We start from the raw sequence: 21,131 nt of genomic DNA, 5'->3' as shown, positions 1-21,131 counted from the left end.
ACCGGGAGCCCGCACCATGCCCCAGCACAACGGCGGCGATCTGCTCGTCGCCCTCCTGCGCGACCTCGGCGTCGACACCGTCTTCGGCGTCGTCAGCGTGCACAACCTGCCGCTCGTCGAGGCCACAGGCCGCGATCTGCGGTTCGTGCCCGTCCGCCACGAGGCCACCGCCGTCAACGCCGCCGACGGCCACGGACGCGCCCGCGGCGGTATCGGCTGCGCCCTCACCAGCACGGGCACCGGCGCGGGCAACGCCGCCGGTTCGCTGATCGAATCCCTCGCCACCGGCAGCCGCGTCCTGCACGTCACCGGCCAGATCGACAGTCGCCACCTCGGCGCCGGACGCGGCTACATCCACGAGACCCGCGACCAGCTCGGCATGCTCCGCGCCGTCAGCGCCCACGCCGCCACCGTCCCCGACGCCGCCCGCGCCGCACGCGTCCTGCGCGACGCCGCCGACCATCTCCTCGGCCCGGCGGGCGGCCCCGCCAGCGTCGAATGGCCCATCGACCTCCAGTACGCACCCCAGGACCCGGCGGCACTGCCCGCCGCGCGCCCCACGCCGGCGCCCGTCCGGCCCGCGCCCGACGCGCTCGACGCCGCCGCCGACGCCCTGGCCGCCGCCCGCCGCCCCCTCGTCTGGGCCGGCGGCGGCGCCACCACCGCCGGACCCGAACTCGCCGCGCTCCTCGACCGGACCGGCGCCGGACTCCTCACCTCCAACTCCGGCCGCGGCGCCATCCCCGAGACCGACGACCGCTGCATCGGCAACTTCGCCACCACCCCCACCGGCCGCGCCCTCCTCGCCGATGCCGATCTGCTGCTCACCGTCGGCACCCACTTCCGCTCCAACGAGAGCGCCGACTGGAGCCTGGAACTGCCCGCCGTCCACCTCCAGATCGACCACGACCCGGCCGCCCTCGGCCGCGCCTACCCGGCCGCCCACCCGCTGCACGGCGACGCCGCCACCACCCTCGCCGCCCTCCGCGACCGCCTCACCGCCCGGCCCGCCCCGGGTCCCGACCCCGCCTGGACCGTCCGCGTCCGCGAGGCCCGGGAGACCGTACGCGCCGAACTCCGCGACCGCATCGGCCCGCAGGCCGCGCTCTGCGACGCGATCCGCGCCGCCCTGCCGCCCCAGGCCGTCCTCGCCCGCGACGTCACCGTCCCCGCCAGCAGCTGGGGCAACCGCCTCCTCGATATCCACCACCCGCACACCAATGTCTTCCCGCGCGGCGGCGGCATCGGCCAGGGCCTCGGCATGGGCATCGGCGCCGCCCTCGCCACCCCGGACACGCCCACCCTCGTCATGGCCGGCGACGGTGGCCTCGCCGTCCACCTCGGCGAACTCCTCACCCTCGCCCAGGAACGCCCCCGCCTGACCCTCGTCGTCTTCAACGACGGCGGCTACGGCGTGCTGCGCAACATGCAGGACCGCTACTTCGACCGCCGCTCCGGCGTCGACCTGGCCACCCCCGACTTCGCCGCCCTCGCCCACGCCACCGGCCTGCCCTACGCCCGGATAGCCGCCGAGGCCGACGCCGCGCCCGTCCTCACCGCCGCCGCCGCGAGCGACGGCCCCACCCTCGTCGAGGTCGACCTGACCGCCCTGGGCCCCATGAAGACGCCCTTCACCCCGCCCGTCGCGCTGCCCGCCCGGTAAGGAGGACGACCGTGCCCGACACCGCCTTCGACCTGCTCGTCCACCGTATGACCTGGGAGGCCGACGACGTCCTCTCCCTCGACCTCGTCGACCCCGAGGGCACACCGCTGCCGCCCTGGGAGCCCGGCGCCCACCTCGACCTGCACACCGGCGGTCAGGTCCGCCAGTACTCCCTGTGCGGCGACCCGGACGACACCGCCCGCTACCGCGTCGCCGTCCTGCACACCACCGCCTCCCGCGGCGGCTCCGCGCACGTCCACACCGCCCTGCGCCCCGGCGCCACCGTCCGCGTCCGGGGCCCCCGCAACCACTTCGCCCTCGAACCGGCCGCCCGCTACCTCTTCCTCGCCGGTGGCATCGGCATCACCCCGCTGCTCCCGATGGTCCGCCGCGCCCACCGCACCGGCACCCCCTGGCAGCTGCTCTACGGCGGCCGCCGCCGCAGCAGCCTCGCCTTCACCGACGCGCTGGCCGCGCTGGCCGACGGCGCCACCGGCCGCTGCGAGCTGCGCCCCCAGGACGTCCACGGCCACCTCGACCTCGATGCCGCCCTCACCGGCCTCCCGGACGACACCCTCGTCTACTGCTGCGGCCCCGAACCGCTGCTCGCCGCCGCCGAGGAACGCTGCGCCGCCCTCGGCCTCGCCGACCGGCTGCGCACCGAACGGTTCGCCGCCCCCGCCCCGCCCGACGGCGCCCCGGCGCCCGGCGAAGGCCACGGCTTCGACGTCGAATGCCGCCGCAGCGGCCGCACCGTCCGCGTCGAGGACGGCACCTCCATCCTCGACGCCGTCGAGAGCGCGGGCATCGCCGTCCCCAGCTCCTGCCGGGACGGCGTCTGCGGCACCTGCGAGACCCGCGTCCTGGACGGCACCCCCGACCACCGCGACTTCCTGCTCAGCGACGCCGAACGGGCCGCCGGCGCCTCCCTGATGATCTGCGTCTCCCGCTGCGCCGGCGACCGCCTCGTCCTCGACCTGTGACACCCCGCGGCCCGCACCGAACCCCTGGAGAGACCGTGCCCCCGACCCCGTACCTCGAAGTCCACCAGTCCCGCACCCACGAACCGACCCCCTACGAGATCCGGCTCGCCCGCACCCTCGAAGAGATCTTCACCCACGTCGGCCACGAACTGCCCGACGTCGTCGCCGGATTGAACGACCGCCAGGTCCGCACCCCGGACGGCGAGCCCTGGACCGAGCGGTCCTTCCGCGACGAGATGCACCGACTGGGAGCGTGACCCGTGACCGCAGCGACCACCCCGACCACCGGCACCGCCGCCCTTGCCGACCGGTTCTACGCCACCGGGCTGCGCAACCAGTGGCACCCCGTCGTCCCCTCCCGTTTCGTCGCCCCCGGCGGTATGCGCCGGGTCCGGGCGCTCGGTGAGGACTGGCTCCTCTTCCGCCGCGCCGACGGCCGCCTCCACATGCTCGCCGACCGCTGCCCGCACCGCGGCGCCCGGCTCTCCCTCGGCCGCCACCTCGGCGACCGCGTCGCCTGCTGGTACCACGGCGTCGAGGTCGACGGCACCGGCACCGTCACCGCCGTCCCCGGGCTGCCCGGCTGCACCCTCGAAGGCAAACAGCTCGTCACCAGCCCCCCGGTGCGCGAGGTGGGCGGCGCGATCCTCGCCTACTTCGGCGACGCGCTCCACCCCGAGCCCTGCGATCTGACCCTCCCCGAACCGCTCACCGACCCCGGCACCGACGCGTTCCTCTGCTACGCCGAGTGGGACGTCCCCTGGCGCTACGCCGTGGAGAACCTCCTCGACCCGATGCACGGCCAGTTCCTGCACCATGAGTCGCACACCATGGGGGAGGGCGACACCACCGCCAAGTTCCGCATCCGGGAGACCGACCGCGGCTACTTCTTCGAGAAGACCGACCAGCGCGGCGTCAACTTCGACTGGGTCGAACTGTGCCGCACCGGCGTCGACTGGGTCGACCTCTCCATCCCCTACCCGCCGTCCGCCGGACCCGGCGGCCCCTTCGGCATCGTCGGCATGATCTGCCCCGTCGACGAACACCGCAGCGGCGTCTTCTTCTGGCGCTACCGCCACGTCACCGACTGGCAGCGCGACACCTGGCGCTTCCTCTACCGCACCCTCATCGAGGAACGCCACTGGCACGTCCTCGAACAGGACCGCACCATGCTCGAAGCGATGCCGCACGACGCCGACACCGCCGAGAACCTCTACCAGCACGACCTCGGCGTCGTCCGCCTCCGCCGCCTCTACCGCGCCGAGGCGGAGAAGCAGGCGGCCGAACTGACCGCCGCCGGGCACTCCTGACGGTCCAGGCCGCCGCCCCAACTGTCAACCGTGCTCCCCCCGTTCGGCGTCCTGGTCACCGAGGGGCGGACTCCGCCCCTCGGTGACCGGGGGAGGCACACCCATGAAGCAACTGGCCGCACGCACCGTTTCCTGCGCCCTGGCCTGGACGCTGGCCGCCGGAGCGGTGGCGCTCGCACCGGCCGCCCACGCCGCGCAGCCCGAGCGCGACGGACACGGGGCGACCCGCGCCGCGCTGCGCGCCCTCGTCGACAAGGGCGGGCTCCCCGGAGCGGCCGCCACCGTCCGCGACGGCAAGGAGCGCTGGTCCGCCGCGGCCGGCTACGCCGACACCGCGACCGGCCGCGAACGCGCCCCCGGGAGCGAGCACTTCCGCGGGGCCAGCATCACCAAGACGTTCGTCGCGACCGTCCTGCTCCAGCTGGAGGCGGAGGGGAAGCTGAGCCTGGACGACACGGTCGAGGCGTGGCTGCCCGGCCTGGTGCAGGGCAACGGCTACGACGGCAACACGATCACCCTCCGCAGCCTCCTCAACCACACCAGCGGCATCGCCAACCACACCGACGACCCCGCGTTCGCCCACGACGCCACCGGCCTCGGCTTCCCCGAGCACCGCTACGACACCCACACCCCCGAGGAGTTGGTGGCGACGGCGCTGAAGTACCCGCCCCGGCCCGCCCCGGAGGAGAAGCCGTTCTACTCGAACACCGCCTTCGTGATCGCCGGGATGGTCATCGAGAAGGCGACGGGCCGTCCGTACGCCGAGGAGGTGGCGCGCCGCATCATCCGGCCCCTGAAGCTGAGCGGGACCTCGTTCCCCGGCACGTCGCCCCGGATGCCGGACCCGCACCCCGTCGGCTACTCCCGCCTCGATCAGAAGGGCCCTGACGCCGAGATCCACGACGCCACCGAGCAGAACATGACCTGGCTGGGCGCGTCCGGCGACGCCATCTCCACCAGCGGCGACCTCAACCGCTTCCAGCGCGCGCTGATGAAGGGCGCGCTGCTGCCCCCGGCACAGATGACGGAGATGCTCGACGAGGTCCCGGCGGAGGGCGGCACCGGATACGGCCTCGGCGTCGAGTTCGCGCAGCTGTCCTGCGGCGTGAAGGTCGTCGGCAAGAGCGGCAGCACCAACGGCTCCCTCTCCGCGATGGTCGGCACCCGGGACGGGGAACACCAGCTGACGTTCAACGCCAACGGCGACTGGCTGCAGGACAGCTCCCTGTACGTGAACGTCATCGAGGCGGAGTTCTGCGGCAAGGTCCCGTCCACGCGCTGACCCGCCGGAGAACGGCCGTCGACGCGCCGCGCCGCATCCGGCGGCGCCGCGCGTCCACGGCCACCGCCCCGACACCCCCACTCCGCCCGGCCGTTCAGGCCGGCGTCTCCCGCTCCCCGCCCCCGGGCCCGTCCGCCTCCGTGATCGACCGTTCCAGCTTCGACAGCAGCCGGGCCAGCTGGCGGCACTCGGCGGGGGAGAGCCCGGCCAGCATCCGCCGTTCGTTCTCCAGATGCTCGGCGAAGAGCGCGTCGATCGTCGCCAGCCCCTCGTCCGTCAGCCGCGACCGCACCACCCGCCGGTCCTCGGCGTCCCGCTCCCGCACGATCAGCCCGTCCTTCTCCAGCCGGTCGATGCGCAGCGTCACCCCCGCCGACGAGATCAGCCCGGAGTCCGCCAGCTGCCCCGCCGTCCGCCGGTACGGGCGGCCCGCCCGCCGCAGCGCCGTCAGTACGTCGAACCCGGCCACCGACAGACCGTGCGACTCCACCGACGCCGTCAGCCGCGCGCTGTAGCGCAGAAACGTCCGGTGCAGCCGCGCCAGCACCTCCAGCGGCGAGGTGTCCAGCTCGGGCCGCTCCCGCCGCCAGTCCTCGACGATCGCCGCCACCGCGTCCGACCGCTCCACCGACCTGCGCGCCATCTCCGCCCCTCCCGGGCCCCGCCGGGCCACGGTTCGCCCCGCTCACCGGGAATACTTTAGTACTGAGAAGCCGTACCCCTGAAGCTTCCCCGGACGGCCCGCGCGGCCCCGGGGCCCACGCTCCGGAAGGCGCCGCGGCCCTCCTCCCCACGAAGTTGTCCACACCCCGTGCGGCCGAACCGGCGCGTACGGCAGCATGACCCCATGCCCGCACTCCAGCGCGACGAGGCGCAGACCAGAGCCGGACTCCTCGACGTCCGCCACCACTCCATCCACCTCGACCTCACCCAGGGCGAGAAGCACTTCGGCTCCCGCGCCGACATCCGCTTCACCGTCCGCGACGGCGCCGGAGACGCCGCCCCCGTCACCACCTTCTTCGAGGTCAAGCCCGCCGCGCTGCTCTCCGTCACCCTCGACGGCACCCCCCTCGACCCCGCGCTGCTCGACGACAACCGCTTCCCGCTCACCGGCCTCGCCCCCGGCGACCACGAGCTGCGCGTCGAGGCCCGCATGTCCTACTCCCGCACCGGCGAGGGCATGCACCGCTTCACCGACCCCGCCGACGGCGAGACGTACGTCTACACCCAGCTGTTCATGGAGGACGTCCAGCGCGTCTTCGCCACCTTCGACCAGCCCGACCTCAAATCCGTCTTCGCCCTCACCGTCACCGCCCCCGAGGAGTGGTCCGTCCTCGCCAACGGCGTCACCACCCACGAGGGCGGCGGCCTCTGGCGCGCCGCCCCCACCCCCCTCATCTCCACCTACCTCGTCGCCGTCGCCGCCGGACCCTGGCACTCCGTCCGCACCGAACACGCCGGGCTGCCCTTCGGCATCCACTGCCGCCGCTCCCTCGCCCCGCACCTCGACGCCGACGCCGAGGAAATCCTCGACCTCACCCGCCGCTGCTACGACCGCTACCGCGACCTCTTCGACGAGCCGTACCCGTTCGACTCCTACGACCAGGCATTCGTCCCCGAGTTCAACGCGGGCGCGATGGAGAACCCGGGCCTCGTCACCTTCCGCGACGAATTCGTCTACCGCTCCGCCGTCACCGACACCGAACGCCAGACCCGCGGCATGGTCATCGCCCACGAGATGGCCCATATGTGGTTCGGCGACCTCGTCACCCTCCGCTGGTGGGACGACATCTGGCTCAACGAGTCCTTCGCCGAGTACATGGGCTACCAGGTCCTCTCCGAGGCCACCCGCTTCACCGGCGCCTGGGTCGACTTCGGCGCCGTCCGCAAGAGCTGGGGCTACGAAGCCGACCAGCGCCCCTCCACCCACCCGGTGGCCCCCACCCCCGAGGACGTCCCCGACACCGCCTCCGCCCTCCTCAACTTCGACGGCATCTCCTACGCCAAGGGCGCCTCCGCGCTGCGCCAACTCGTCACCTGGATCGGCGAGAAGGACTTCCTCGCCGGTATCAACCACCACCTCACCCGCCACCGCTTCGGCAACGCCACCCTCGCCGACTTCCTCGACTCCCTCGCCCGCCACACCGACCGCGACGTCCCCGGCTGGGCCGCCCGCTGGCTGCGCACCAGCGGCCCCGACACCCTCACCGCCACCGTCGAACCGCAGGACGACACCTGGCAGCTCGCCGTCGAACACCACGGCAGCCGCCCGCACCGCATCGCCGTCGGCCTCTACGACCAGGACGCCACCGACCCGGCCCGGCTGGCTCCGGCCGCACCCGCCCGCCTCGCTCCCCCTGCCCCCGCCCGCCTCGCTCCCCCTGCCCCCGCCCGCCTCACCCTGCGTCGCCGCTTCGAGATCGACATCCCCCAGGAGGAGGGCACCACCCGCCACACCCTCCCCGGGCCCGTCCCCGCCCTCGTCGTCCTCAACGACGGCGACCTCAGCTACACCAAGGTCCGACTCGATCCGGACTCCTGGGACACCGCCGCCCGCGCCCTGTCCGGCATCCCCGCCGCCGACGGCGGCGCGCTCACCCGGGCCGTGCTGTGGAACGCCGCCCGCGACATGGTCCGCGACGGCGACCTGGCGCCCGCCGCCTACCTCGACGCGGCCCGCCGACATCTGCCCGTCGAACCGGACCCGGCGCTCGTCGCCGGTGTGCTGCGGTTCGCCCGCATGCCCGTCGCCGACCACTTCCTCCCCGCCACGGAGCGCCACGCCGCCCTGGGCACGCTCACCGCCCTGAGCCGCGACATCCTGCGCCACACCGAAGGCGCCACCGACTCCGCCGCCGCGAGCCTGCGCCTGACCGCCGTCCGCGCCTTCATCGACAACGCCACCTCTCCCGAGGGCATCCAGGACTGGCTCGACGACGGCAGCGTCCCCGGCGGCCCCGCCCTCGACCCCGAACTGCGCTGGCGCATCCTCGCCCGCCTCGCCACCCTCGGCGCCCTCACCCCCGACCGCATCGACGCCGAACAGTCCCGCGACCCCAGCGCCACCGGCAGCGAGGGCGCCGCCCGCTGCCGAGCCGCCCTGCCCGACCCGGCCGCCAAGGAGGCCGCCTGGCAGTCCCTGTTCACCACCGACGCCGACGCGGCCCCCTCCAACTACCTCTTCACCGCCCTCGCCACCGGCTTCTGGGCCCCCGAACAGCACGACCTCCTCCGCCCCTACGTCGCCCGCTTCTTCACCGACGCGGTCACCCTCGCCACCCACCGCGGCCCCGCCCTCGCCGAGGCCGCCGGCCGGTACGCCTTCCCGGCCTCCTTCGTCGACGAGGAAACGCTCCGCCTCGGGCACGCCTGCCTCGCCACGGACGCCCCGACGCCTGCCCTGCGGCGCCGGCTCACCGACCAACTCGACGATCTCGCCCGCGCGTTGCGCATCCGGTCCGGTCAGACGTCTGCCGCCTCTTCCGGCCGGACAGCTGACGCCTGATCCGGCCCCTCGGGGCGGGCCGTCGGATGGCGCGGCGGCCCGCCCCGGCCTGCCCCGGTCCAGGGAGCTTCCTCGACGGGACGGCTCCCTCGGGCCGGGAAACCGGACACCTGCGGTACCGACCGGGGCTGAACGTCGGGTGCGGGGCACCCCTCCGGGCCCGGGCCGTCGACCGGTCCGGACGTGCGGGCACGGGGCACCCCGCTGGCCCGAGGCGAGGGCCGGGCCGCATGCCACGTGCGGGGCACCCCCGAAACGCCGACCGGGCCGCCCCCCATGGTGCGCCCCTCCGGCCCTGACGCATCGCCCGATCCGGGCCCCGCCGGATGCGACGCGGCTCTCCGTCGCCCCCTCCCCAGCCACCCCGCGTCCTCCCGCCCCACCCGAACACCTGCGGCACCCCCCTCCCACGAACGGGTGGAACGTTCGTCCCCGGTGGCTACGCACCGTACCGGGAAAGTAACTTAGGGCTGCCTAATGGCTGCCCGTCGCGACGACGGAACGGCCCGCTCTCACCCCAACTCTCCACATGGAAGGGCACGTTCATGCCTGTGCCCGCCGCCGACGCCGCCCTCGCGGGCGGTATCGAAGGCCCCCGCGCGCTCCGCCCCCTCCTCGGCACCGTCCTCGACGCCCTCGCCAACGGCGCCGCGGACCGCGCGGGCCCCCTCCCCGCCGGTGGACCGGACGCCGTCGCCCGTACCGTCCGCGCCACCTGCGCCCCCCTCCTCCCCGACGACGGCGACGGCGCGCACGCCGCGCTCGCCACCCTCGTCCGTACCCTGGCCGCCGGCGCCGCCGACCCGGCCGACCCGCACTGCGCCGCCCATCTGCACTGCCCCCCGCTGGCCGTCGCCGCCGCGGCCGACCTCGCCGCGTCCGCCCTCAACCCCTCCATGGACTCCTGGGACCAGGCCCCCGCCGCCTCCGCCCTCGAAGCCCTCGCCACCCGCGAACTCGCCGCCCTCGTCTTCCCCCACGCCCCCCGGTGCGCCCGGACACCGGACGACACCTACGCACCTGGCGACGGCCCGGACGCCCTGCTCACCACCGGCGGCACCGAGTCCAACCAGCTCGCCGTCCTCCTCGCCCGTGAGGCCGCCCGCACCGCCCGGCACACCACGGGATACACCGCGGGGGAGCGGCACGCCCGGGGAGAACGTCCCGCGGCGGCCGTCCGCACCCGCGCCGCCCACGCCGCGGGCCCCGCGCCGGCCGCCACCCTCGCCCCGGTCATCGGCGCACCGCGCCGACCCGTCGACGACCTCCCGCCCGTCACCGGCGCCGCGCCGGACGCGCCCCCGCTCCGTATCGTCTGCGGCGCCAACGCCCACCACAGCATCCACCGCGCCGCCTGGCTCCTCGGGCTCCCCGCGCCCGTCACCCTCCCCACACCCGGCGGCGTGCTCGACCCCGCCGCCGTCGACGCCGCACTCACCCGTCTCTGCGGCCCCGTCCTCCTCACCGCCACCGCCGGTACCACCGACTCCGGCGCCCTGGACCCCCTCCCGGCCCTTGCCGACCTCGCCGACCGCCACGGCGCCCGCTTCCACGTCGACGCGGCGTACGGCGGCGCACTCCTCTTCAGCGACGCCCACCGCACCCTCCTCGCGGGCCTGGACCGCGCCCACACCGTCACGCTTGACCTGCACAAACTCGGCTGGCAGCCGGTCGCCGCAGGGCTCCTCGCCGTCCCCGGCACCGCCGACCTCGCCCCCCTCGACCACCGCGCCGACTACCTCAACGCCGACGACGACACCGAAGCGGGCCTGCCCGACCTCCTCGGCCGTTCCCTGCGCACCACCCGCCGCCCGGACATCCTCAAGGCCGCCGTCACCCTCAAGGCCCTCGGCCGCCGCGGCATCGGTGACCTCGTCGACCGCACCCTGGCCGCCGCCGTCACCCTCGCCGACCTCATCGAGGACCACCCCCACCTCGAACTCCACTCCCGTCCCACCCTCACCACCGTCCTCTTCCGTCCGACCGGCGTGGACGACGCCACCGTCGCCGCGATCCGCCGCACCCTCCTCGCCGACGGGCACGCCGTCCTCGGCCGCGCCGCCACCCCCACCGGACTCTGGCTCAAGGCCACCCTCCTCAATCCGCACGCCGACGCCGGTGACCTCGCCCACCTCCTGAAACTCGTGGAAGGCCACATCCCCTGATGACCACCGAGCACCCCACCGGCGCCGCCCTCACCGACCCCCTCGACCTGGCGGGCATCGGCATCGGCCCCTTCAACCTCTCGCTCGCCGCCCTCGCCCAGCCCCTGACCGGACTACGCACCGCCTTCTACGACCAGCGCCCCGCCTTCCACTGGCACCCCGGCCTCCTCATCGACGGCGCCACCCTCCAGGTCCCGTTCCTCGCCGACCTCGTCACCCTCGCCGACCCCACCAGCCCCTGGTCGTTCCTCAACTACCTCCGCAGCCGCGACCGCCTCTTCCCCTTCTACTTCGCCGAGCGGTTCCACACCCACCGCGCGGAGTACGACGCGTACTGCCGCTGGGTCAGCGAGAACCTCCCCGGACTCCACTTCGGCCACCAGATCGACGCCGTCCGCTGGAACGGCTCCCACGCCGTCTTCGAGATCGACTACACCCACCTCGACGCCGACGGCGAAGCCGAGGCCCTCGGCCGCGGTTACGCCCGCAACCTCGTCCTCGGCGTCGGCACCGCCCCGCACGTCCCGGACGCCCTGCGCCCCCTCGCCGAGGCGCCCACCACGCCCGTCCTCCACTCCGCCGACTATCTCGACCACCGGGAACGGCTGCTCGCCGCCGACCATGTCACCGTCGTCGGCGCGGGCCAGTCCGGCGCGGAGATCTTCCTCGACCTGCTGCGCGCCCGCCCCGAGGGCCGCGAACGCCTCCACTGGCTCGCCCGTACCCCCGCCTTCGCGCCCATGGAGTACAGCAAGCTCGGCCTCGAACACTTCACCCCGGACTACACCCGCTACTTCCACGCCCTGGCCGAACCGGTCCGCGACGCCCTCGTCCCCGGCCAGTGGCAGCTGTACAAGGGCATCGACCACGACACCCTCGCCGCCATCCACGACGAGCTGTACCGCCGCACCCTGCACGGCGGCTGGCCGGACGCTGTCCTCACCCCCGGCGTCCGCGTGGAGACCGCCGACCGCGCCCCCGGCGGCGGCGTCGAACTCCACCTCGCCCACGCCGAACAGAGCGGCCGCACCCGCCTGACCACCGGTGCCGTCGTTCTCGCCACCGGCTACCGCGAACGCCGCCTCGACACCCTCCTCGCCGCCCTCGACCCGCACCTGTGCCGCGACTCCGCGGGCCGCCCCCGCGTCGATGCCGATCACCGCCTGGTCCTCGACCCCGCCGTCACCGGCTCCGTTCACGTCCAGAACGCCGAACGCCACAGCCATGGCGTCGGCACCCCCGACCTCGGCCTCGCCGCCTGGCGCAGCGCCACCATCCTCAACTCCCTGACCGCCGCCACCCCGTACCCGCTCCCCGGCCGCACCGCCTTCACCACCTTCGGCCTCCCGCACCCCACCGCCGCCGCGACAGCCACCCCGCCCTGCCCGGCACCCGCCCGGCGCAGCTGACGCCACGTCATTCGAGGTCCGCACGCCCCGCCCGCCGCTCATCGGAGCGGCGGGACGCGCATTTCCCTACTCGTCAACAACCTTTAAACCAGCGGTCGTTGAGGAGTCATCGCACCACCGTTCTCTACCAGTGGGTACGGCATAGGGTCGCCCCATGCGCCGAGCAAAAATCGTTTGCACACTGGGACCGGCCACCGACACGTACGAGCAGATCAAAGCCCTTGTCGACGCCGGTATGGACATCGCACGCCTCAACCTCAGCCACGGCACCTACGCCGATCACGAGGCGCGTTACGCACGGGTCCGCGAGGCATCCGAGGACACCCACCGCAGCGTCGGCGTCCTCGCCGACCTTCAAGGCCCGAAGATCCGCCTGGGCCGATTCCGTGAAGGGCCCGTACTTCTCGAACGCGGCGATGCGTTCACCCTCACCGTCGAACCCTCCGTGGAGGGCGACCGTCACCTCTGCTCCACCACCTACGACGGCCTCGCCGCCGACGTCACCACCGGCGAACGCATCCTCGTCGACGACGGCAAGGTCACCCTCGAAGTCACCGGCGTCGACGGGCCCCGCGTCCACACCCGGGTCATCGAGGGCGGCATGGTCTCCGACCACAAGGGCCTCAACCTCCCCGGCGTCGCCGTCTCCGTCCCCGCCCTCTCCGACAAGGACGAGGAGGATCTCCGCTGGGCGCTGCGCACCGGCGCCGACCTCATCGCCCTCTCCTTCGTCCGCAGCGGCCGCGACATCGAGGACGTCCACCGCATCATGGGCGAGGAGGGCCGCTTCCTCCCCGTCATCGCCAAGGTCGAGAAGCCGCAGGCTGTCGAGAACATCGACGACATCGTCGCCGCCTTCGACGGGATCATGGTCGCGCGCGGCGACCTCGGCGTCGAAATGCCGCTGGAGGCCGTGCCGGTCGTCCAGAAGCGCGCCGTCAAGCTGGCCAAGCGCAACGCCAAGCCGGTCATCGTCGCCACCCAGATGCTCGACTCGATGATCGAAAACTCCCGGCCCACCCGCGCTGAGGCGTCCGATGTCGCCAACGCCGTCATCGACGGCACGGACGCGGTGATGCTCTCCGGCGAGACGAGCGTGGGGAAGTACCCGGCCGAGACCGTCCGCACCATGAGCCGCATCGTGGAAGCCGCCGAGGAGGACATTCTCGCCAAGGGCCTGTCGCCGCTGACCGACCGCAGCAAGCCCCGCACCCAGGGCGGCGCCGTCGCCCGCGCGGCCGCCGAGATGGGCGACTTCCTCGGCGCGAAGTTCCTCGTCGCCTTCACGCAGTCCGGCGACACCGTCCGCCGCCTGTCCCGCTACCGCTCACCCATCCCGCTGCTCGCCTTCACCCCCGACCCGGCGACCCGTTCGCAGCTCAACCTCACCTGGGGCGTGGAGACCTTCCTCGGCCCGACCGTCGACTCCACCGACGAGATGGTCGCGCAGGTCGACGAGCAGCTGCTGAAGATCGGCCGCTGCGAGAAGGGTGACCTGGTGATCATCACCGCCGGTTCACCGCCCGGAGTTCCCGGCTCCACCAACCTCGTCCGCGTCCACCGCATCGGCGAGGACGACGGCGACAGATAGCGGGGATTCCGCAGCTCACCAGAGGAAAAAGCCGCCCGGGCACGGGCGTTGATGCCGGGCCGAGGTTCTGACTGCCGTTCCTGTCAGCACTTCGGCCCTCTGCGTGCCGTCACCGGCAACCGGGGCGCATACGCGGGTGTGGCACGAAGCGGGGAGCGCCGGTGCCTTGAGAAGAAGGGCTACCGGGCGCGATCACCATGACGAGTGAAGATCACCGATCGGCGGAGCGAAGTCCGGCCTTCGAAAGTGAGGCGAAGTGCCCTGGGTGGGATTCGAACCCACACTGTCGGTGGTTTGAGCACCGTCCCTCTAACCGGTTGGGGTACCAGGGCCTTGGGAATCGAAGGCTGAGAGGCCCCCGTCGTGCTCCCACCATACAGGAGCTGGGTAGGCTAAAGGGGCACCACCTGCCTGAACGAGGAGACCCGTGAGCGCCGCCGAGCCCGAGCAGCCCGCCGCCGATGATGACCGGTCGCACGTCCCCCCGCTGACCACGCGCGTCGTGATCGCCGAGGACGAGGCCCTCATCCGTCTCGACCTCAAAGAAATGCTGGAGGAGGAGGGCTACACCGTCGTCGGTGAGGCCGGTGACGGGCAGAAAGCCGTCGAGCTGGCACGCGAGCACCGCCCGGATCTGGTCATCCTCGACGTGAAGATGCCGATCCTGGACGGCATCTCCGCCGCCGAGCGCATCGCCGAGGAGAGCATCGCGCCCGTCCTGATGCTGACCGCCTTCTCCCAGCGCGAGCTGGTGGAGCGCGCCCGGGACGCGGGCGCGATGGCGTACCTCGTCAAGCCGTTCTCCAAGAGCGACGTCGTCCCGGCCATCGAGATGGCCGTCAGCCGCTTCACCGAGCTGAAGACGCTGGAGAAGGAGGTCGCCGACCTCACCCAGCGGCTGGAGACCCGCAAGCTGGTCGACCGCGCGAAGAGCATTCTGCAGACGCAGTACGGGCTGACCGAACCCGCCGCGTTCCGCTGGATCCAGAAGACCTCGATGGACCGCAGACTCTCCATGCAGCAGGTCGCCGAGGCGGTCATCGAGGACGCCGAGGAGAAGAAGCAGAAGGACCAGCCGGGGCAGTAGCCCGGCCCGTCCGCCCGCGTGGCCCCGTACCGGTGCACGGTACGGGGCCACGCGCGTACCCGGTGGCCGACGCCGGTGCCGGGCGCGCGGGTGAGGGCGACGGGCCGGCACCGACGCGGGGCCCGGACGGGCGTGGCCTCAGCCGCGGTAGGCGTCCGTGGGCGCGTCCCGGAGCATGCAGGTCAGCCGCGCGGTGCAGACCCGCTTGCCCGCCTCATCGCTGATCACGACCTCGTACGTCGCGGTGGAACGCCCCCGGTGCACCGGGGTGGCGACGCCGGTGACCAGACCTGAGCGGACACCGCGGTGGTGGGTGCAGTTCAGGTCCACGCCGACGGCCAGTTTCGACGGGCCGCCGTGCAGCATCGCGCCGACCGAGCCCAGGCTCTCCGCCAGCACCGCGGACGCACCGCCGTGCAGCAGCCCGTACGGCTGGGTGTTGCCCTCGACCGGCATGGTGCCGACGACACGGTCCGGCCTGGCCTCCAGAAGCTCCACGCTCATCCGGCTGCCGAGGTGCCCGGCGGAAAAGAGCGCCGGGAGGTCGAGGCCGAACCCGGCCCACCGGTCGAGGACCTCCTGCGGAAACGTGGTGGTCTGCTGCGCGCCCAAGTGCTCGCTCCGTTCGCTTGCCTGTGCTCGTCGATGATCCGGATGTTCTTATCAGCCCACCCCGGCGCCGCCGGCACTGGGTCACCCCTCCGTCGCCGCACCGTCCTCCTGCGGCCGCTCCAGGCGGATCACCACGGACTTCGACGCCGGGGTGTTGCTGGTGTCGGCGGTGTGATCGAGCGGGACGAGCACATTGGTCTCGGGGTAGTACGCGGCCGCACAGCCCCGCGCGGTCGGGTAGTGCACCACCCGGAACCCGGGGGCGCGCCGCTCGCTGCCGTCCGTCCACTCGCTGACCAGATCGGCGTAGGCCCCGTCGGCGAAGCCGTGCTCCTGGGCGTCCTCGGGGTGGATCAGTACGACCCGGCGGCCGTTCTTGATGCCCCGGTAGCGGTCGTCGAGGCCGTAGATCGTGGTGTTGTACTGGTCGTGCGAGCGCAGCGTCTGCAGCAGCAACCGGCCCTCGGGGACGTGCGGATACTCCACGGGCGCGGCCGTGAAGTTGGCCTTCCCGGTGGCGGTGGGGAAGCTGCGGCTGTCGCGGGGGGCGTGCGGCAGCGTGAAGCCGCCGGGGCGGGCGACCTTGGCGTTGAAGTCCTCGAAGCCGGGGATGACACGGGCGATGCCGTCCCGGATCGTCCCGTAGTCGCGGGCGAACTCCTCCCACGGCGTACGGCTCTGCGCGCCGAGGACGCGGCGGGCCATCCGGGCCACGATCGCGGTCTCCGACAGCAGCTGCGGACCGGCAGGCGCCAGCCGCCCTCGGGAGGCGTGCACCATCCCCATGGAGTCCTCGACCGTTACGAACTGCTCGGCGCCGCCCTGCACATCGCGCTCCGTACGGCCCAGCGTCGGCAGGATCAGCGCCCGCGCGCCGGTCACCGCGTGCGAGCGGTTGAGCTTGGTGGAGACATGCACCGTCAGCCGGGCGCGCCGCACCGCCGCCTCGGTGACGTCGGTGTCGGGGGTGGCGGAGACGAAGTTGCCGCCCATCGCGAAGAACACCTTGGCGTCGCCGTCGCGCAGCGCCCGGATGGCCCGGACGACGTCGTAGCCGTGCTCCCGGGGCGGCGCGAAGCCGAACTCCTTCTCCAGGGCGTCGAGGAAGGAGGGCGCGGGCCGCTCGAAGATGCCCATCGTGCGGTCGCCCTGGACATTGCTGTGCCCGCGTACGGGGCAGACCCCGGCGCCGGGGCGGCCGATGTTGCCGCGCAGCAGCAGGAAGTTGACGACCTCACGGATGGTGGGCACCGAGTGCTTGTGCTGCGTCAGGCCCATCGCCCAGCACACGATGGTGCGCCGCGAGGCGAGCACCATCTCCAGCGCCGCATCGATCTCCTCCTGGCGCAGACCGGTGGCGCGCAGCGTCTCCTCCGGGTCGGCGCCCCGCGCAGCGGCCGCGAACTCCTCGAAGCCGTGCGTGTGCGCGTCGATGAACTCCTGGTCGACGGCGCCCTCGGTCTCCAGGATGCGGCGGCACAGGGCGCGGAAGAGCGCCTGGTCGCCGCCGATGCGCACCTGGAGGAAGAGGTCGGTCAGCGCCGTACCGCCGCCCGCCAGGCCGCGCGGCGTCTGCGGGTTCTTGAACCGTTCCAGTCCGGCCTCGGGCAGCGGGTTGACGGAGATGATCCGCGCGCCCCCGGCCTTCGCCTTCTCCAGCGCGGTCAGCATCCGGGGGTGATTGGTCCCGGGGTTCTGCCCGGCGACGATGATCAGGTCGGCCTTGTAGAGGTCCTCCAGCAGCACGCTGCCCTTGCCGACGCCGAGGGTTTCGGTGAGCGCCGAGCCGGACGACTCGTGGCACATGTTGGAGCAGTCGGGGAGGTTGTTCGTGCCGAACTCGCGGGCGAAGAGCTGGAAGAGGAAGGCCGCTTCGTTGCTGGTGCGGCCGGAGGTGTAGAACACCGCCTCGTCGGGCGAGGTGAGGGCCGTCAGCTCGTCGCCCAGGATGTCGAAGGCGCGCTCCCACGAGACCGGTTCGTAGTGCTCGGCGCCCTCGGCGAGGTACATGGGGTGGGTCAGCCGGCCCTGCTGGCCGAGCCAGTAGCCGCTGCGGTCGGCGAGGTCCGCGACGGGGTGCGCGGCGAAGAACTCCGGGGTGACGCGGCGCAGCGTCGCCTCCTCCGCGACGGCCTTGGCGCCGTTCTCGCAGAACTCCGCGGTGTGCCGCTGCTCGCCCTCGGGCCAGGCGCAGCCGGGGCAGTCGAAGCCGCTCTTCTGATTGACGCGCAGCAGCGTCAGGGCCGTGCGGCGGACGCCCATCTGTTGCTGCGAGATGCGCAGCGCGTGGGTGATCGCCGGGACGCCGACGGCGGAGTGCTGGGGCGCGCCGACCTCGGGCGCGTCCTGTGCCGGATCGGATGCGGGCGGCTTGCCTGCCATGGCGCTCTCCCTAGGGCCGTGTGCCGCCCGGCGCACGGGGGCCGGGCCGGATCGTTGCCGTGCACATCCGATCCTGTCATGGAGCGTGGCGGGCGGGCAGGGGCCTGTGGACAACGCCGCGACGGCGGGGCGGACACCTGTGGAAAACACCGCGCCGGGGCCGCCATGCGCGCGGTGGGGCCGCGTGCCGCCGCCCCTCTCCCAGCCGTCCGCCCGCCGTCCGTCACCGTCGCGGCGGGGATTGTCGGTGGGGCGTGGCAGGATCGGGGGCGTGGCAGCAAAGGCAGCGAAGAAGAGCGAAACGACCGGCACCGCAGCGGCGGGGGACGACCGTCCCCGCCTGCTCCTGATGGACGGGCACTCCATGGCCTACCGGGCGTTCTTCGCCCTGCCCGTGGAGAACTTCACGACCGCCACGGGGCAACCGACCAACGCGGTCTACGGCTTCGCGTCCATGCTCGCGAACACCCTGCGTGACGAGGCGCCCACCCATTTCGCGGTGGCCTTCGACGTCTCCCGCAAGACCTGGCGCTCCGAGGAGTTCCCCGACTACAAGGCGAACCGCTCCAAGACGCCCGACGAGTTCCGAGGCCAGGTCGAGCTGATCGGCGAGCTGCTCGACGCGATGCACGTCAAGCGCTTCGCCGTCGAGGGCTTCGAGGCCGACGACGTCATCGCCACGCTCACCCAGCAGGCCACCGCCGAGGGCTTCGCCGTCTCCATCGTCACCGGCGACCGAGACTCCTTCCAGCTCGTCTCCGACGACGTCACGGTCCTCTACCCGACCAAGGGCGTCTCCGAGCTGACGCGCTTCACCCCTGAGAAGGTCGTCGAGAAGTACGGCCTCACCCCCGCCCAGTACCCCGACTTCGCGGCGCTGCGCGGCGACCCGTCGGACAACCTCCCCGGCATCCCCGGCGTCGGTGAGAAGACCGCCGCGAAGTGGATCAACCAGTTCGGTTCCTTCGCCGAGCTGGTGGAGAGGGCCGAGGAGGTCAAGGGCAAGGCGGGTCAGAACTTCCGCGATCACCTGGAGTCCGTCAAGCTCAACCGCCGGCTGACGGAGATGATCCGCGACGTGGAGCTGCCGTGCAGCCCCGGCGAGCTGGTCCGCGAGGCGTACGACCGCGACAAGCTCACCGTGTTCCTCAACGGCCTGGAGATCCGCAACCAGGGCCTGCGCGACCGGCTGCACGCCGTCGACCCGGGCGCCGGCCAGGGTGCGGAGGAGGCCGTCGCGGCCGGTGGCGTCGAGGTCGACGGCACCGTCGCCGCCGCCGGTGAGCTGGCCCCCTGGCTCGCCGAGCACGGCACCGCCCCGCTGGGCGTCTCCACCGTCGACGTCTGGTCCCTGGGCAGCGGCAGTGTCGCCGAGATCGCGCTGGCCACGGCCGACGGACCGGCGATCTGGTTCGACCCGGCGCAGCTCGACGAGGCCGACGAGCGGGCCTTCGCCGCCTGGAGCGCCGATGCCGACCGCCCCAAGGTCATGCACAACGCCAAGGGCCTGATGCGGGTCTTCGGTGAGCACGGCTGGCGGATCGACGGCGTGGCGATGGACACCGCGCTCGCCGCCTACCTCGTCAAGCCGGGCCGCCGCTCCTTCGCCCTAGACGCCCTCTCCGTCGAATACCTCGGCCGCGATCTGGCCCCGGCCGCCGAGGCGGGTGGCCAGCTGGCGTTCGGCGCCGACGAGGAGGCCGAGGCCGACGCCCTGATGGCCAAGGCCCGTACGGTGCTGGATCTCGGCGCCGCCTTCGAGACCCGGCTCGCGGAGGTCGGCGCCGCCGAGCTGCTGCGCGATGTCGAGCTGCCCACCAGCACCCTGCTGGCCCGTATGGAGCGCGACGGCATCGCCGCCGACCGCGGCTGGCTGGAGCGGATGGAGCAGCAGTTCGCCGGGGCGGTGCAGCAGGCCGTCCAGGAGGCGCACGCCGCGGCGGGCCACGAGTTCAACCTCGGCTCGCCCAAGCAGCTCCAGGAGGTCCTCTTCGGGGAGCTGGGCCTGCCGAAGACGAAGAAAACCAAGACCGGCTACACCACCGACGCCGACGCCCTCGCCTGGCTCGCCGCGCAGACCGAGAACGAACTCCCGGTGATCATGCTGCGCCACCGCGAGCAGTCCAAGCTGCGCGCGACGGTCGAGGGCCTGATCAAGACCATCGCCGCGGACGGCCGCATCCACACCACCTTCAACCAGACCGTCGCGGCCACCGGCCGTCTCTCCTCCACCGATCCCAACCTCCAGAACATCCCGGTGCGCACCGACGAGGGCCGCGCCATCCGCCGCAGCTTCGTCGTCGGTGAGGGGTACGACACCCTCCTGACGGCCGACTACAGCCAGATCGAGCTGCGGGTGATGGCGCACCTCTCCGAGGACGAGGGTCTGATCGAGGCGTTCACCTCCGGCGAGGACCTGCACACCACCGTCGCCTCGCACGTCTTCTCCGTCGCCAAGCACGAGGTCGACCCGGAGATGCGCCGCAAGATCAAGGCGATGTCGTACGGCCTGGCGTACGGCCTGTCGGCGTTCGGCCTCTCGCAGCAGCTGGGCATCCAACCGGACGAGGCCCGCAAGCTGATGGACAACTTCTTCGAGCGGTTCGGCGGCGTACGGGACTACCTCCAGCGCGTGGTGGAGGAGGCCCGTGCCACGGGCTACACCGAGACGATCCTCGGCCGCCGCCGCTACCTCCCCGACCTCAACAGCGACAACCGCCAGCGCCGCGAGATGGCCGAGCGGATGGCGCTGAACGCCCCGATCCAGGGCACCGCCGCCGACATCGTCAAGATCGCGATGCTGAGGGTCGATGAGGCGCTGCAGGCGGCGGGGCTGACGTCCCGGATGCTGCTCCAGGTGCACGACGAAATCGTGGTCGAGGTGGCACCCGGCGAGCGCCAGCAGGTCGAGGAACTGCTCCGCCGCGAGATGGCGGACGCGGTCGCACTGCGCGCTCCGCTGGACGTCTCCATCGGCGTCGGCGCGGACTGGGAGTCGGCCGCGCACTGACGGAACGTCGACCGGGGGAGTGGTTCCGGCGGCCGACGGATGATGAGTCCGCTACTGCCGAACTCGCGGTGGTTCCGGGGCTGTACGCCGTGTGCGTACGGCCCCGGCGCGTATCCGATGGCGACGGGGGCG

General features: G+C 73.0%; 14 protein-coding genes and 1 tRNA gene. 11 read left to right on the top strand and 4 right to left on the bottom strand.

The window, feature by feature from the left end; genetic code table 11:
• The first annotated feature begins 16 nt into the window (after positions 1-16).
• The 5 genes from OG422_RS07120 to OG422_RS07100 all read left to right on the top strand — a co-directional run bounded on the left by OG422_RS07120 (position 17) and on the right by OG422_RS07100 (position 5,238).
• The gene (locus tag OG422_RS07120) at positions 17-1,663 is read left to right on the top strand and encodes a thiamine pyrophosphate-binding protein (protein ID WP_405740978.1); all 1,647 of its coding nucleotides are present in this window, start codon (positions 17-19) and stop codon (positions 1,661-1,663) included.
• A gap of 47 nt (positions 1,664-1,710) precedes the next feature.
• A complete protein-coding gene (locus tag OG422_RS07115) occupies positions 1,711-2,646 on the top strand; it encodes a PDR/VanB family oxidoreductase (RefSeq protein WP_405747671.1) in 936 nt (311 codons plus the stop codon).
• Between the two features lie 35 nt (positions 2,647-2,681).
• Positions 2,682-2,903: a recombinase-like helix-turn-helix domain-containing protein gene (locus OG422_RS07110; protein ID WP_405740975.1), complete on the top strand. Its 222-nt coding sequence runs from the start codon at positions 2,682-2,684 to the stop codon at positions 2,901-2,903.
• 3 nt (positions 2,904-2,906) lie between these two features.
• Positions 2,907-3,956, top strand: a complete 1,050-nt coding sequence (locus OG422_RS07105; RefSeq protein ID WP_405740972.1) for a Rieske 2Fe-2S domain-containing protein — start codon at positions 2,907-2,909, stop codon at positions 3,954-3,956.
• A 103-nt stretch (positions 3,957-4,059) separates the two neighbouring features.
• Positions 4,060-5,238 (top strand): serine hydrolase domain-containing protein, encoded by a 1,179-nt coding sequence (locus OG422_RS07100; RefSeq protein ID WP_405740970.1) that lies wholly within the window; start codon positions 4,060-4,062, stop codon positions 5,236-5,238.
• Between the two features lie 94 nt (positions 5,239-5,332).
• Here the strand turns inward: OG422_RS07100 and OG422_RS07095 are convergent, their stop codons facing one another.
• Positions 5,333-5,881, bottom strand: a complete 549-nt coding sequence (locus tag OG422_RS07095) for a MarR family winged helix-turn-helix transcriptional regulator (RefSeq protein WP_405740967.1) — start codon at positions 5,879-5,881, stop codon at positions 5,333-5,335.
• Positions 5,882-6,085: 204 nt separating this feature from the next.
• Between OG422_RS07095 and pepN the strand changes: the two genes are divergently transcribed.
• The 4 genes from pepN to pyk all read left to right on the top strand — a co-directional run bounded on the left by pepN (position 6,086) and on the right by pyk (position 13,908).
• Positions 6,086-8,743, top strand: coding sequence for an aminopeptidase N (pepN, locus tag OG422_RS07090; RefSeq protein ID WP_405740964.1), 2,658 nt, complete (start codon positions 6,086-6,088; stop codon positions 8,741-8,743).
• 545 nt (positions 8,744-9,288) lie between these two features.
• The gene (locus tag OG422_RS07085; RefSeq protein ID WP_405740961.1) at positions 9,289-10,908 is read left to right on the top strand and encodes a pyridoxal phosphate-dependent decarboxylase family protein; all 1,620 of its coding nucleotides are present in this window, start codon (positions 9,289-9,291) and stop codon (positions 10,906-10,908) included.
• Entirely contained in the window at positions 10,908-12,317 is a 1,410-nt protein-coding gene (locus OG422_RS07080; RefSeq protein WP_405740958.1) for a lysine N(6)-hydroxylase/L-ornithine N(5)-oxygenase family protein, read from the top strand. Before OG422_RS07085 ends, OG422_RS07080 begins: the two co-directional genes overlap by 1 nt.
• A gap of 154 nt (positions 12,318-12,471) precedes the next feature.
• Positions 12,472-13,908 (top strand): pyruvate kinase, encoded by a 1,437-nt coding sequence (pyk, locus tag OG422_RS07075; protein WP_405740955.1) that lies wholly within the window; start codon positions 12,472-12,474, stop codon positions 13,906-13,908.
• A gap of 257 nt (positions 13,909-14,165) precedes the next feature.
• On the opposite strand, the gene OG422_RS07070 is transcribed toward pyk, so the two are convergent.
• A tRNA-Leu gene (locus OG422_RS07070) sits at positions 14,166-14,240 on the bottom strand.
• A gap of 95 nt (positions 14,241-14,335) precedes the next feature.
• Between OG422_RS07070 and OG422_RS07065 the strand changes: the two genes are divergently transcribed.
• On the top strand, positions 14,336-14,995 hold the full coding sequence (locus OG422_RS07065; RefSeq protein WP_405740952.1) for an ANTAR domain-containing response regulator: 660 nt from the start codon (positions 14,336-14,338) through the stop codon (positions 14,993-14,995).
• A 138-nt stretch (positions 14,996-15,133) separates the two neighbouring features.
• On the opposite strand, the gene OG422_RS07060 is transcribed toward OG422_RS07065, so the two are convergent.
• Complete coding sequence (locus tag OG422_RS07060) at positions 15,134-15,607, bottom strand: PaaI family thioesterase (RefSeq protein ID WP_405740949.1); 474 nt, start codon at positions 15,605-15,607, stop codon at positions 15,134-15,136.
• Between the two features lie 81 nt (positions 15,608-15,688).
• Positions 15,689-17,989 carry an FdhF/YdeP family oxidoreductase gene (locus tag OG422_RS07055; protein ID WP_405740946.1) on the bottom strand — a complete coding sequence of 767 codons (2,301 nt, stop codon included), beginning with the start codon at positions 17,987-17,989 and terminating at the stop codon, positions 15,689-15,691.
• A 271-nt stretch (positions 17,990-18,260) separates the two neighbouring features.
• Between OG422_RS07055 and polA the strand changes: the two genes are divergently transcribed.
• Entirely contained in the window at positions 18,261-20,999 is a 2,739-nt protein-coding gene (gene polA / locus OG422_RS07050) for a DNA polymerase I (RefSeq protein WP_405740943.1), read from the top strand.
• Positions 21,000-21,131: the final 132 nt, after the last annotated feature.

Source organism: Streptomyces sp. NBC_01525 (assembly GCF_045040405.1).
In the GTDB taxonomy this organism is placed as follows: Bacteria; Actinomycetota; Actinomycetes; order Streptomycetales; family Streptomycetaceae; genus Streptomyces; species Streptomyces benahoarensis.
This window is presented reverse-complemented; position numbering and strand designations above follow the sequence as displayed.